Annotated in this window: 13 protein-coding genes; 2 read left to right on the plus strand and 11 right to left on the minus strand. The window is 34.6% G+C overall.

The genetic code is table 11. The features are described 5' to 3' along the window. Positions 1 to 35 precede the first annotated feature (35 nt). From ACWGOQ_RS13500 to ACWGOQ_RS13530, 7 genes are all read right to left on the minus strand, one after another. A complete protein-coding gene (locus ACWGOQ_RS13500) occupies positions 36 to 1,199 on the minus strand; it encodes a sigma-54-dependent transcriptional regulator (protein WP_452058677.1) in 1,164 nt (387 codons plus the stop codon). Then, positions 1,199 to 2,104, minus strand: a complete 906-nt coding sequence (locus tag ACWGOQ_RS13505; protein ID WP_452058678.1) for a DUF6268 family outer membrane beta-barrel protein — start codon at positions 2,102 to 2,104, stop codon at positions 1,199 to 1,201. Before ACWGOQ_RS13505 ends, ACWGOQ_RS13500 begins: the two co-directional genes overlap by 1 nt. 29 nt (positions 2,105 to 2,133) lie before the next feature. Then, a complete protein-coding gene (locus ACWGOQ_RS13510; protein WP_452058679.1) occupies positions 2,134 to 3,048 on the minus strand; it encodes a mechanosensitive ion channel family protein in 915 nt (304 codons plus the stop codon). A gap of 1 nt (position 3,049) precedes the next feature. Then, positions 3,050 to 4,351 carry an ABC transporter permease gene (locus ACWGOQ_RS13515; RefSeq protein ID WP_452058680.1) on the minus strand — a complete coding sequence of 434 codons (1,302 nt, stop codon included), beginning with the start codon at positions 4,349 to 4,351 and terminating at the stop codon, positions 3,050 to 3,052. Next, the gene (locus ACWGOQ_RS13520; RefSeq protein WP_452058681.1) at positions 4,344 to 5,273 is read right to left on the minus strand and encodes an ABC transporter ATP-binding protein; all 930 of its coding nucleotides are present in this window, start codon (positions 5,271 to 5,273) and stop codon (positions 4,344 to 4,346) included. Before ACWGOQ_RS13520 ends, ACWGOQ_RS13515 begins: the two co-directional genes overlap by 8 nt. Positions 5,274 to 5,620: 347 nt before the next feature. Further along, complete coding sequence (gene dnaJ, locus ACWGOQ_RS13525) at positions 5,621 to 6,736, minus strand: molecular chaperone DnaJ (RefSeq protein WP_452058682.1); 1,116 nt, start codon at positions 6,734 to 6,736, stop codon at positions 5,621 to 5,623. Between the two features lie 10 nt (positions 6,737 to 6,746). Beyond that, the gene (locus ACWGOQ_RS13530) at positions 6,747 to 7,289 is read right to left on the minus strand and encodes a nucleotide exchange factor GrpE (protein WP_452058683.1); all 543 of its coding nucleotides are present in this window, start codon (positions 7,287 to 7,289) and stop codon (positions 6,747 to 6,749) included. A 161-nt stretch (positions 7,290 to 7,450) separates the two neighbouring features. Here ACWGOQ_RS13530 and ACWGOQ_RS13535 point away from each other — a divergent pair, with 161 nt between their 5' ends. After that, complete coding sequence (locus tag ACWGOQ_RS13535; protein ID WP_452058684.1) at positions 7,451 to 8,122, plus strand: YceI family protein; 672 nt, start codon at positions 7,451 to 7,453, stop codon at positions 8,120 to 8,122. An 80-nt stretch (positions 8,123 to 8,202) separates the two neighbouring features. On the opposite strand, the gene ACWGOQ_RS13540 is transcribed toward ACWGOQ_RS13535, so the two are convergent. The 3 genes from ACWGOQ_RS13540 to ACWGOQ_RS13550 all read right to left on the minus strand — a co-directional run bounded on the left by ACWGOQ_RS13540 (position 8,203) and on the right by ACWGOQ_RS13550 (position 10,400). After that, positions 8,203 to 9,105, minus strand: a complete 903-nt coding sequence (locus tag ACWGOQ_RS13540; protein ID WP_452058685.1) for a TIGR01777 family oxidoreductase — start codon at positions 9,103 to 9,105, stop codon at positions 8,203 to 8,205. 108 nt (positions 9,106 to 9,213) lie between these two features. After that, on the minus strand, positions 9,214 to 9,900 hold the full coding sequence (gene mnmC2 / locus ACWGOQ_RS13545) for a tRNA (5-methylaminomethyl-2-thiouridine)(34)-methyltransferase MnmC2 (RefSeq protein WP_452058686.1): 687 nt from the start codon (positions 9,898 to 9,900) through the stop codon (positions 9,214 to 9,216). Further along, on the minus strand, positions 9,900 to 10,400 hold the full coding sequence (locus ACWGOQ_RS13550; protein WP_452058687.1) for a DUF4920 domain-containing protein: 501 nt from the start codon (positions 10,398 to 10,400) through the stop codon (positions 9,900 to 9,902). The genes mnmC2 and ACWGOQ_RS13550 overlap by 1 nt, the downstream gene beginning before the upstream one ends. A gap of 182 nt (positions 10,401 to 10,582) precedes the next feature. On the opposite strand from ACWGOQ_RS13550, the gene ACWGOQ_RS13555 reads away from it, so the two are divergent. Then, positions 10,583 to 11,650, plus strand: a complete 1,068-nt coding sequence (locus ACWGOQ_RS13555; protein ID WP_452058688.1) for a branched-chain amino acid aminotransferase — start codon at positions 10,583 to 10,585, stop codon at positions 11,648 to 11,650. A gap of 73 nt (positions 11,651 to 11,723) precedes the next feature. Here ACWGOQ_RS13555 and ACWGOQ_RS13560 read toward each other — a convergent pair whose 3' ends face one another. Next, the gene (locus ACWGOQ_RS13560) at positions 11,724 to 12,110 is read right to left on the minus strand and encodes a pyrophosphohydrolase domain-containing protein (RefSeq protein ID WP_452058689.1); all 387 of its coding nucleotides are present in this window, start codon (positions 12,108 to 12,110) and stop codon (positions 11,724 to 11,726) included. Positions 12,111 to 12,442: the final 332 nt, after the last annotated feature.

Below are 12,442 nucleotides of genomic sequence, written 5' to 3' on the forward strand. Positions count from 1 at the left end.
TACCATTACGGTAGGTTGCAAGATAAGACTTCTCCTTACTTAGATGCAAAAAGTTTAACATCCTCTTCGCTTACTTCTTTACTTCCTAAAATAATAAGACGTTCTACCACATTACGTAATTCTCTTATATTACCTGTCCAATCGTACTGTTGTAATTGTTTAATTGCTTTATCCGAAAAAGACTTTATAGTTGAGCCCTGTTCGCCTGCTATTTTTTTAGTAAAGTAATCTACTAATAAAGGAATATCCTCTCTACGCTCATTTAATGCTGGTACTTTTATCAGAATAACTGCAAGCCTATGATATAAATCCTCTCTAAATTTATTGTCTGTAATTTCCTTTTTTAAATCCTTGTTGGTTGCCGCAACAACGCGAACATCAACCTTAATATCTTTATCACTTCCAACACGTTGAATTTTATTTTCCTGAAGTGCTCTCAGCACCTTCGCCTGCGCAGACAGACTCATATCTCCAATTTCATCAAGAAATATGGTTCCTCCATTAGCTGCCTCAAATTTACCTGCACGGTCCTTATTGGCTGACGTAAATGCTCCTTTCACGTGGCCAAACAATTCACTTTCGATTAATTCTCCGGGAATTGCAGCACAATTGACCTCAATCATCGGGCCTTTAGAACGCTCACTTTTTTGATGGATCCAGTGCGCAACCAATTCTTTTCCAGTTCCATTTGGTCCCGTAATTAAAACTCTAGCATCTGTAGCTGCAACTTTTTCAATAATATTTTTGATATCTGAAATTGCATCCGACTCGCCAATCATCTCATAATTTTTGGAGACCTTCTTTTTTAACATTTTGTTTTCTACTACCAGTTCTTTTCTATCCAAAGCATTACGAACCGTATTTAATAGCCGATTGAGATCTGGTGGTTTCGAAATATAATCAAATGCTCCCAATCGCATGGTGTTCACTGCAGTATCTAAATCTCCATGTCCAGAAATCATAACCATTGGAATCTCTGGTTTGATTTTTTTTGTAGCTTCCAGCACTTCCACACCATCCATCTTAGGCATTTTGATGTCACATAATACCAGATCATAATCCCCATTCTTGATCTTTTCAATTCCAACCAATCCATCTTCTGCTTCAAAAACTTCATATTTATCACTTTCTTCAGACAATATTTTAACCAGTACTCTTCTGATCGCTGCTTCGTCTTCAATAACTAATATTCTTGCCATTATAATTTTAATTTAATTCCACCTCGCAAATAGAATGTGTTTCTATCATTAAGAATGAGAACATTTTCTTGATTCCTATCTCGTAAACGGATTTCATTACTTAGTGTATATCCTGTATATGTATAGAACAATAAGTGTTCCGTAAAATAATATTCATAACCTAAGGCACTATTAATAAGTAACATTGATGCATTTTCAGCCACTTTAGTGTCGCCATTTTCATCTACAAACATTCTATTATTCTGAATATTTCCGTAAAAACGATCTAACCCAATAAACGCTTGTAATGTATTCGTCTCATTAAAAAAATATTTAATACTCGTTTTTGGTGTTCCAAGTGCATAGGACCAACTAGGATGAAATCTTTTTGAATAATTAATTATTGGCAAAGGAAAATTGATGCTTGCCGGAGCTGCATATCGCAACCCTAAAATTAACCTAGCTGTATTTGGTGATGTCTTCTCTCCATAACTTTTTATAAAATACACGGATCCTGCATATCTGAAATCATCACCATCTACTCCAGAGGCTTCCAAGTTGGATGAAAGTCTTGTGCCCATTTTTGCTCCAAATCTCCAATTATTCTTCATTTTATAGGTATATCCTAATTCGAATCCAATGGTATGAAACTCTTCTAACCCAGTATTATCCACAATGATGGAGTCGTCATTAAGCTGCAAGTTATTCAATCTATACTGAAAAGATAGCACCAAATAAGTCCCTCGATCATTAATTTTAATTGGATAGTTTCCGGATACTCTGAACCTACTATAAACATTGTCACTTTTTGACTGAGGTATGTATGCATATTCTAACCGTGCCAAATCCGTACCTTGGGATTTTAATGTGTTTACAACACAAAAGATTATGCTATAAACCATCAGTAAGGTCTTATTATTGTTCATTTTATTATTCAGGGGCTTACTGCTTTATTTTATTCTTTTGGCGTTACCATTGTTACTACACGTTGTGGGAATGGGATTGTTACCTCGTGTTCTCTAAATAAACGATCAATTTCAAACCTTACTTCACTTTTAGGAATTTGTGCCTGAAAACTATCATTTATTGTAAAAACTAATTTAAAATTAAGTGAACTATCCCCAAAACCAGTAAACAATACTAATGGAGGTGGTTCTTTCAATACATTTTTATTGGCTAATGAAGCCTGTATCAATAAATCTTTAACCAACACCGTATCACTGCCGTAAGCCACTCCAACCTCTACAGATTCTCTGGTTACCGATCCATTCTGTGTCCAATTGTATAAAGTAGATGTCAAATATTTATGATTTGGAATAATTAAAACCTTGTTATCTATAGTAACTGCTCTGGTTGTTCTTAGTTTTATCTCTTCAACCCTACCTACCTTACCATCAAGTTCTATAATATCACCAACGTGTACCGTTTGATCAATAAAAATGAACACTCCAGATATGATGTCCTGTATTAATGTCTGTAATGCAAGCCCTACACCAACCAACAACGCCGCTGATGCTGCAAAAACTGCAGTAATATTAAACCCAATATTATCTAAAGTTATAAAGATAATGATGATGTAAATAAAATACTTGACGAAAGAAAATACAGACTCGAACTTGATCTTATCCTGATGTGCTAACTTTCTAGTAACAATTTTCCTGAAGAATTTTAGAAAAAATGAGGCTACCACTATAGATAACAGTACCAAAATCACCACTCGAACGGTCAATATAACGGGGTCTTTGGCTCCAAAATGAAATATTTCATATTCTAAAAAATGTTTGATAGTACCCCAAACATCTTGTTCTATTACGTCCTTTACCTGCTCGGTGATTTCTCCTACTTGCTCTTTAATATCTTCCTGAATCATCTTAATATTTTAACCATTTAAACAATTCCTTATAACTTGGTTTTTTACCATACATCAAAATACCAATTCTGTAAATTTTACCAGCAAGCCATACCATAAAAATAATACTTCCGATAAGTATCAATATCGAAATCAAAATCTCCCACCAAGGAACTCCAAAAGGTATCCGCATCAACATAACAATAGGAGAAGTAAGTGGAATCATAGAAAATACTGTCGAAACGGTTCCGTGTGGATTTTCTATCACCGCAAAGAAACCAACATAAATGCCTAACATCAATGGCAAAATAATAGGCAACATAAATTGTTGCGAATCCGTTTCACTATCGACTGCGGCACCGATAGCAGCATAGATCGAACTGTATAAAAAGTAACCTCCTATAAAGTAAACAAAGAATGATAGTACCAATGTTGCCAATGGAAGTTTTAATACATCTTGTATCAAAAGTTGAATTTCTTGTTGATTATTTTCTTGCAAGGCTACAGAAGGATCTATCCCAGCAGGTTGTGCCTCAATCCCAAATATAGAAGTAGCCACCAATAATAAAACTCCTCCTAGCACCACCCAAACGAGAAACTGAAGAATTCCGGCAAAAGAAGTGCCCAGAATTTTACCCATCATCAACTGCATTGGTTTTACAGAGGAGATAATAATTTCTATAATCCGATTGGTTTTTTCTTCTATAACCGAACGCATCACCATATTACCATAAATGATAATAAACATCATTAATAAATATCCTGCAAGACCACCAAACGCCATTTTGATATAATTAGACATTTTGGAAGTTTTCTCTCCAGAGAAATTTTCAATTTGAATGTTTATCCTTGCCTTTGAGTTTTCTATTGCCTCTAAATTGAGCCCTTCGGCTTTATAGTTTTGTTTTGTTAATTTATTCGCTATAATCCGCTCAATCTTATTTAATACTGAAAATTTGGGAGATTCTTCTGCATAGAACTGAATAGACTCTGACAGTTCTGTATTAGAAGATTTATTTGGAATATAAAGCAGTCCATATAGTTTTTTGGATATGACAGAATCTTTTGCTGCCTCCAAACCAATTTTACTATAATTTATATAGCTTACTTCATCAGTATCTTTCAGATCTGTTATAAACAATTCGGTTTCATCAACAATAGCAACTTTCTTAACCTCATCATTATTAAGTGTTGTTAACCAAGTTATCAATGCTATCATTCCGACCACAATTAAAGGGCTTAGAAATGTCATTACCACAAAAGTTCTATTACGTACACGAGAAATAAATTCTCTCTTGATGATTAACTGTAAATTGCTACTCATTTTCAGTAATGGTTTTAATGAATATTTCGTTTACACTTGGTATTACTTCGTTAAATCGAACAACCTGAGCTCTTTCGGACAAGTATCTTAACAATTCATTTGGTGATGTTTCCTGGGCTAAGGTGATTTTTAATTTAAGTTGTTCTTCTATGGTTTTAAAACTAGCTGGATATGTAGTAAACTTGTCCTTTAAAATTTCTTCCAGTTTCAAATTGTCTTCCGATAACAATCCAACTTCAAATGTATTTGATTTATAGTTTCTTTTGATATCAGAAACTTTTCCTTCTAATATTTTATTTGATTTGTGTATCAATGCCATATGATCACATAATTCTTCTACACTTTCCATCCTGTGTGTAGAAAAAATTACTGTAGCGCCTTCCTCTCTTAATTGAAGGATTTCATCTTTAATTACATTCGCATTGATTGGGTCAAAACCGCTAAAAGGTTCGTCAAAAATTAATAACTTAGGTTTGTGAAGTACGGTTACAATGAATTGTACCTTCTGCGCCATTCCTTTAGAAAGTTCCTGTATTTTTTTATCCCACCAATGTGATATGTCAAATTTATCAAACCAATATTTTAGCCTTTCTTTAGCTTCTTTTTTACTTAACCCTTTAAGTTGAGCAAGGTATAAAGCCTGTTCACCAACTTTCATGGATTTATACAATCCTCTTTCCTCCGGAAGATAGCCGATATCTTTTATATGATGAGGCTGTAGTGGTTCTCCATCCAAAAAGACACTCCCCTTATCCGGAAGCGTAATTTGATTAATAATCCTGATCAATGTCGTTTTACCTGCTCCGTTCGGACCTAATAACCCAAAAATACTTCCTTTAGGCACTTGAATGGAAACATAGTTTAGGGCAATAAAGTCTCCAAACTTTTTCGTTGCTTTTTGTACCTCCAAAAGATTGGTCATATATAATAGTGTGATTTATTCTGAAATTAAAAAAACTATGCTAAGTACGTCAAAAAATTATTGAAATAAAATAAACAGCCACATATTACTGTACCTTATGATGTAAGCCGCTTTATTTTTATAATTAAAGTATGCTTAAATGCACTACAACTTCTCACTCTAACACTGGGTTTTATAAAAAACAAAACCCACCCTAAATACAAGTATTAAGGATGGGAAAAAAATTGCTATGAAAAAGAAAAATTATCACTAAATGCGCTAGTGATGTTTCAAATATACGAATTTTTATTAAACAAAAATCAGCATTTAAGAATGATTACACCTACATTGTTTATCATTCTCCTTTTTTATGAAAACATATCTTTTACTTTTTCAAAAAATGATTTGTCTTTACTATCGGGGCTAGGTTTGAAATGATCATCCTGCGCCATTCTTTCAAAAAATTCTCTTTGTTCTTTATTAAGTGTTTTTGGAGTCCAAACATTTACATGTACAAGAAGGTCTCCATTTCCGTAGCCATTAATACTCGGAATTCCTTTTCCCCTAAGCCTTAATATTTTACCACTTTGTACTCCTTCTTCAATCTTAATACGGACTTTTCCAGATACTGTATCAATCTCTCTTGATGCTCCAAGAGCAGCTTCAGAAAAACTAATATATAGGTCATAGTGCAAGTTATCTCCTTCACGCTGTAATTGTGAATGATCTAATTCTTCAATCGCTACCAGAAGATCTCCTGCAATCCCGTCTCCTGGAGCTTCATTCCCTTTACCAGAAACTTTTAGTTGCATACCATCCTCTACTCCTGCTGGTATTTTTATGCTCACTGTTTCTTCTGAAACTTTTAGACCTTGCCCATCAGCATCAGATGGCCTGTGGTCGATGCTTTGTCCTGCACCACCACAAGTAGAACACGTAGTAGAAGTCTGCATTCTACCCAAAATTGTATTGGTAATTCGTGTCATCTGGCCACTACCATTACAGGTTGCACATGTTTTATAAGTAGTCCCGGGAGCCTGAACTTTACGTTTGACTTTAATTTTTTTCTCTACTCCGTGAGCAATTTCTTCTAGCGTAAGCTTAACTCGTATACGCAAATTACTTCCTTTTACCCGGCGTTGTCTTCCTCCGCCGCCTCCAAAGCCGCCGAAACCACCAAAACCTCCGCCGCCAAAAATATCACCAAACTGACTAAATATGTCATCCATATTCATTCCGCCACCACCAAAACCGCCGCCACCTTCAAATGCCTGGTGACCAAATTGATCATAGCGCGCTTTTTTATCAGGATCACTTAGTACTTCGTATGCCTCTGCTGCTTTCTTAAATTTTTCCTCCGCAGTGGTATCCCCTGGGTTTTTATCCGGATGATATTCTATCGCTTTTTTACGATATGCTTTTTTAATTTCAGCTATGGTAGCATTCTTAGTAATACCTAAAATATCATAAAAATCTTCTTTCATCTAATTTGTCTTATTGTCCGGTTACCACCTTAGGAAAACGAATCACTTTATCTCCTAATTTATACCCCTTTTCTATAACGTCTACAATTTTACCCTTTAATTCATCACTTGGTGCAGGAATCTGCGTTATCGCCTCATGATCATCAGCATTAAACGTGTCTCCTACTACGACTTCTACTTCAGATAACCCTTTGTTTTTTAAGGTTTCCTTTAGTTTATTATGAATAAGCTCTATACCTTTCAGTACATCCTTATCAGCAGATTTTTCGATCTCTTTAAGAGCACGATCAAAATCATCCAATACAGGCAACATAGACTGTATCACATCTTGGCTAGCTGTCTTAAACAATTCTACCCGTTCTCTAGAAGTACGCTTTTTATAATTTTCAAATTCTGCAAAGAGTCTTAAGAATTTATCTTTTTCTTTTTCTAAGTCTTCCTTTAATTGAGTTTCAACATCCACCTCTTCTACTTCTGTTTCCTCAACAGTTGTATCAAGTGCCTCTTCCACTTGATCTTTTACATCATCAGTGTTTTTATTTTTCTTACTCATGTAAACAGTACTTTTTATAAGTTTTCTTTTTGAAGATGCAAAAGTACTGCCATTTTTGGATAAATGTCATAATGTCATTGTAATATTTTAGTATATATTTAAGAATATTCCTTTTCTAAAAAAATAATTTTGATTTTCTAAAACTATAAACTAACATTATTATGAAAATCAAATTAATAAACCTGTTCGCTGTTGCTGCCATAATAGCAGCTGCAACCTCTTGCAAGGGTGAGAAAAAAAATGAAACAGAAGCTACTGCTGCAGAAGAAACTGTAGAAGCACCCGCAGAAGCAATCACATACACTGTAGATACAGCAGCTAGTACTATTGAATGGACGGGTAAAAAACCTACAGGAGAACATACAGGAACTATTAGCATAGCAAAAGGAAAGGTAAAAACGCAGGAAGGAAAAATCCAAAGTGGTTCTTTTGTAATCGATATGACATCGATTAATGTAACAGATCTGGAAGGTGATGACAAAGCAGGTCTTGAAGGGCATCTTAAGGGAGAAGGCGAAGGAAAAGAAGATCATTTCTTTAATGTGGCTAAATTTCCAAATGCTTCTTTTGAAGTAACTGGTATTTCTGAAAAAGAAGGAAATGCAATGGTAGAAGGAAACCTTACTATCAAAGGAATTAAGAAAAATATTTCATTCCCCGTTTCAACATCTGTAGAAGGAGACACAATGACTCTAACAAGTGAAGTTTTTACAATCAATCGTACTGAATGGGGAGTAAATTATGGATCTAAGTCTGTTTTCGAAAATTTAGGAGACAAGTTTATCAATGATGATATTGAGTTGAAAGTAAGTTTAAAAGCCAATAAGGCTTAGTTCTAAAAATAAAATAAAAAAAAAGGCTAATACTGTTGGAAAGTATTAGCCTTTTTCTTTTTTTCTTTGGTTCTGTGTATTCAAACCAGATCCTCAACCGCTGGCACAATATGGTCGTATTTAAACTTGAAGCCTGCTGCTAAAATTTTATCGGCGCAAACTCGCTGACTACTATATAATAAAGTATGCATTTCACCAAGAATTAGCTTCATCAAGAATCTTGGAACATTAGGTAGTATAATTTTTTTATCCGTTTTGTCTGCTACTACGCTCGTTAATTTTTCATTAGAAACAGGATTAGGCGCTACTGCGTTATAAGTACCTGTTAATTCTTCTTCTACCACATACATAAACAATTGTGCAAGATCATCTAGATGAATCCAGCTTTGCCATTGTTTTCCATTTCCAAAAGCCGCACCCAATCCCTTTTTAATTGGCTTTACTATTTTTGGAAACGCACCTCCTTTGTTAGAAAGAACAAGTCCGATTCTAAGAAAACTCACCTCAATATTGATCGTCTGGAATTCTCGAACTGCAGCCTCCCATTTGGTAACAACTTCTCCCAAAAATCCAGCATCCCGTTCCACAGAATCCTCTTTATAATAATTCTGAAAAGAGTCCGGATAAATTCCTATAGCACTAGCTGAAACGATATGCCTTACAGAATGTTTTATTTTTTTTAGTGATGCTAACATGATAGAAGCTGTTTCTACCCGACTGTCTATAATCTCTTGTTTATACGTTTTAGTCCAACGTTTGGCTACAGTGGCGCCGACGAGGTTAATGATTACTTCTACATCCTCAAAACAATCCAAATCTATTTCGCCAGAAGAAGGATTCCAATAGTATCCTTTATAATTCTTTTCTGATGTTAGCTTATTTTTACTTGTTGTAAGGTAATGTACATCAATATCTGATTGATGACATAATCCTACAATTTCCTGACCAATAAGTCCGGTTGCTCCAGTAATTAAGACTTTCATTAGTGCGTTATTTCGTGCAAAATAACAACGCCCTTTTACATAACCTATCTCTTTATTATAGGTTTAACAAATCTAAATTCTATTGGTTCACGAATACAACCAAAAGATTCAACGCTTTATGGCCCTCAGCATTTCTCGTTTACCCGGCGGACCAGGAAGTCTTTCTACAGTAAAACCTACTTCTTGCATAGCACGTCTTACACTGCCTTTTGCAGCATAGGTTACCAAAACTCCATACTCCATAAGTGCATCGTACATTTTCTCGAAAATTTCAACATTCCATAGTTCTGGTTGTACTCTGGCACCAAAAGCATCAAAATAAATTAAATCAAAGCAATTTTGATCTTTAATATCAGCAAAAAACTGTTTCCGCTTAGTTAGTGAAAAATTAGAAGATAAGGCATTCTGATTTTCCCAAGATGATTCGTGCAATGCGTCAAAAATATCTTGATGATGATGAGCAGATAATTGCTCAACATAATTCATTAGTTTGGTCTCATTAGTTGAAACTGGATATGCTTCTACCCCCACATATCTAATCTTTCTCTGAATTTCTGTAGCTTCAAGATAGGTTATGAATGCATTTAAACCGGTTCCAAAACCAATTTCCAAAATATTTAATTCAGAAGTTTTTTTGGAAGCTAAAATATAATCAAAACCATTTTTAATAAACACATGTTTTGCTTCATTAATAGCACCGTGTTTGGAATGATAATGTTCATCTAATTCTGGAAAATGTATCGTAGTAGAACCATCAGAAGTTGTAATGATCTCCCGTTTTAGCTTCTTCTCCATTATTGTTTTACTAAGACTCCATTTGCCATAAAAGAATAGGTTTTCTTAGGAGTTGTAATAGCTGCTATTTCTTCTTCTGATTTTCCGGCATCCAAGGCCAAATGACGTAATTCTTCCACAGAAGTTTCTGAGACATATGCCCGCCCTTGCACAATAATAGTGTCACTTTCTATATCCTTAGGCACAAAAAAACCATAATCTTTAAACTTTACCATTGTTTCCTGCTCACCATCCAACGCAACTTTCATCCAACAACCTTTGGCTTTACATACATCATTTACAGTACTCGAAAATGCAACATCTATTGTATCACCTTCCACAAGATTTTTATATTTTTCGGCAATTGCATCTTTATACAAAATTGCTTCAGATGAAATTTTCCCTCCATAATTACTATATTCACTTAGTGCTATATCCTGAACTGAAAAGGATTCTTTTTCTACAGAATTACAAGCTACTAAAAACGATAAACCTGCAAAAAAAAGTGTGATTTTTTTCATAATACATTATTATTAATAGTGTTTGGCAAAATTAAACATTTTTAAAATTCTTAATTTGCCAGAAAAAGGTATTTTTGTTTAATATTTCAACATATGCCAATATCGTGACATTGTCACGATTTACAAAAAAATGCTGTTGTTGATTTTTAAAAAACTTTCACAACCTAATAAATAACGAACGGATGAAAAATGCAGTTCCGCAAGAGATGGAAATTACCAAAGTAAGTGAGTCTAAAATAGGACAAGTAGATTTTGAAAATTTAGCTTTTGGCAAAGTTTTTACAGACCATATGTTTGTTTGTGATTTTATTGATGGCGAGTGGCAAACACCTAAAATCTTACCTTATGGGCCACTGACACTCGATCCATCTGCAAGGGTATTTCATTATGGTCAGGCTGTGTTCGAAGGAATGAAAGCGTATAAAGATGATGCCGGTGATACATTTCTATTCAGACCTGATGAAAACTTTAGCAGAATTAATAAATCTGCTGAACGTTTAGCCATGCCTGAGTTTCCAGAGGAATATTTTTTTGATGGATTGAACACCTTATTGAGATTAGATAACGAATGGATTAAGCCTGGTTTTGGTAACTCTTTATATATCCGACCTTTTGTGATCGCTACGCAACCCAGTGTTTCTGCTTCAGAGGCTGATCAGTATCGTTTTATGATCATTTGTTCTCCGGCACAATCTTATTATAGTGGTGATGTAAGTGTATTGGTTGCAGAAAAATTTAGCCGTTCGGCTAGTGGAGGTTTCGGATACGCCAAAGCGGCTGGTAATTATGCCGGTCAATTTTACCCAACCAAGCTTGCCAAAGAACAAGGATATCAGCAGATTATCTGGACAGATGCTAAATCCCACGAATATATAGAAGAAGCTGGAACCATGAACGTTTTCTTTAGAGTAAATAACACCTTATTGACTGCACCTGTTAGTGATCGTATATTAGATGGGATTACTCGTAAGAGTCTTATTGCACTAGCAGAAAGACAAGGATATACAGTAGAAGTAAGACCTATAAAAGTAAGTGAGATTGTAGAAGCTCATAAAAATGGTAGTTTAAAAGAGGTGTTTGGAGCAGGGACAGCAGCTGTAGTAAGTCCTGTAAAAGCTTTTGGATATCAGGGAGAGCATTATGAACTAGAGAAACAAGAGAATTCTTACGCTTCTCATTTCAAGAAAGAACTTATGAATATCCAGTACAACAAAGCGGATGATCCTTTTAGCTGGAGAGTAAAGGTGTAATTGCTAAAATTTAGAATCAGGAATTATAAGCACAAAAAAATCCGGAAAGTATATTCCGGATTTTTTGTTATAACTATCGATCTAAGATTTCCTTTATGTTAGGTTTGAAATAATTTGGGCCTTTTAATACCTTACCATCTTCCCTGTAAATTGGTTTGCCATTTTCTCCTAGCTTACTCATATTACTGCGTTGAATCTCTGTAAATACCTCTTCTATTTTATGTTGCATGCCGTGTTCTATAATCGTACCACACAGAATATATAACATATCTCCAAGCGCATCTGCTACTTCGACCAGGTCATTGTTCTGAGCTGCCTCCAGATACTCTTCATTTTCTTCTTTCATTAAATTAAAACGAAGCGTGTTTTTAGCCGCTCCTAAATCCGCAATTGGCTTGTTTTTGTACCCAATCTCAAAAGCCGTATGAAATTCTTGTACAGCCGCAATTTTATCTTTCATTTATTTAATTAATTAGATGTTCTTCATTATTAAAAAATACAATTTATAAAAACATCACCTTGTCAATCTGAGCTTGTCAAAGATTTTTTTAACCTGATACCTAAATTCCACTTCGACAAGCTCAGTATGACAAAATTATATGTGGTTTTTATAATTAACTTTTATCTTTGCCGTAAAAATAACAAAATATGTTTAGTACAGGTCAGTGGATATTTGCAGGATTTTTTGTAGTAGCTTTTGTCATATTGATGGTATTTAGCTATCGAAAAGATCTTACACTACATCGCAAATATTACAAAGGCAGTATTTTTATTCTCTTCGGTTTTATTATC

The sequence above is a fragment of the Aquimarina ulvae genome (assembly GCF_053613295.3).

Excerpts from the sequence above, each read along its gene's own strand:
- ACWGOQ_RS13515 (WP_452058680.1), bottom strand. The coding sequence starts at position 4,351 with ATGAGTAGCAATTTACAGTTAATCATCAAGAGAGAATTTATTTCTCGT.
- ACWGOQ_RS13550 (WP_452058687.1), bottom strand. The coding sequence starts at position 10,400 with ATGAAAAAAATCACACTTTTTTTTGCAGGTTTATCGTTTTTAGTAGCT.
- ACWGOQ_RS13555 (WP_452058688.1), top strand. The coding sequence starts at position 10,583 with ATGAAAAATGCAGTTCCGCAAGAGATGGAAATTACCAAAGTAAGTGAG.
- ACWGOQ_RS13520 (WP_452058681.1), bottom strand. The coding sequence starts at position 5,273 with ATGACCAATCTTTTGGAGGTACAAAAAGCAACGAAAAAGTTTGGAGAC.
- ACWGOQ_RS13535 (WP_452058684.1), top strand. The coding sequence starts at position 7,451 with ATGAAAATCAAATTAATAAACCTGTTCGCTGTTGCTGCCATAATAGCA.
- mnmC2 (WP_452058686.1), bottom strand. The coding sequence starts at position 9,900 with ATGGAGAAGAAGCTAAAACGGGAGATCATTACAACTTCTGATGGTTCT.
- ACWGOQ_RS13530 (WP_452058683.1), bottom strand. The coding sequence starts at position 7,289 with ATGAGTAAGAAAAATAAAAACACTGATGATGTAAAAGATCAAGTGGAA.
- dnaJ (WP_452058682.1), bottom strand. The coding sequence starts at position 6,736 with ATGAAAGAAGATTTTTATGATATTTTAGGTATTACTAAGAATGCTACC.
- ACWGOQ_RS13510 (WP_452058679.1), bottom strand. The coding sequence starts at position 3,048 with ATGATTCAGGAAGATATTAAAGAGCAAGTAGGAGAAATCACCGAGCAG.
- ACWGOQ_RS13500 (WP_452058677.1), bottom strand. The coding sequence starts at position 1,199 with ATGGCAAGAATATTAGTTATTGAAGACGAAGCAGCGATCAGAAGAGTA.
- ACWGOQ_RS13540 (WP_452058685.1), bottom strand. The coding sequence starts at position 9,105 with ATGAAAGTCTTAATTACTGGAGCAACCGGACTTATTGGTCAGGAAATT.
- ACWGOQ_RS13505 (WP_452058678.1), bottom strand. The coding sequence starts at position 2,104 with ATGAACAATAATAAGACCTTACTGATGGTTTATAGCATAATCTTTTGT.
- ACWGOQ_RS13560 (WP_452058689.1), bottom strand. The coding sequence starts at position 12,110 with ATGAAAGATAAAATTGCGGCTGTACAAGAATTTCATACGGCTTTTGAG.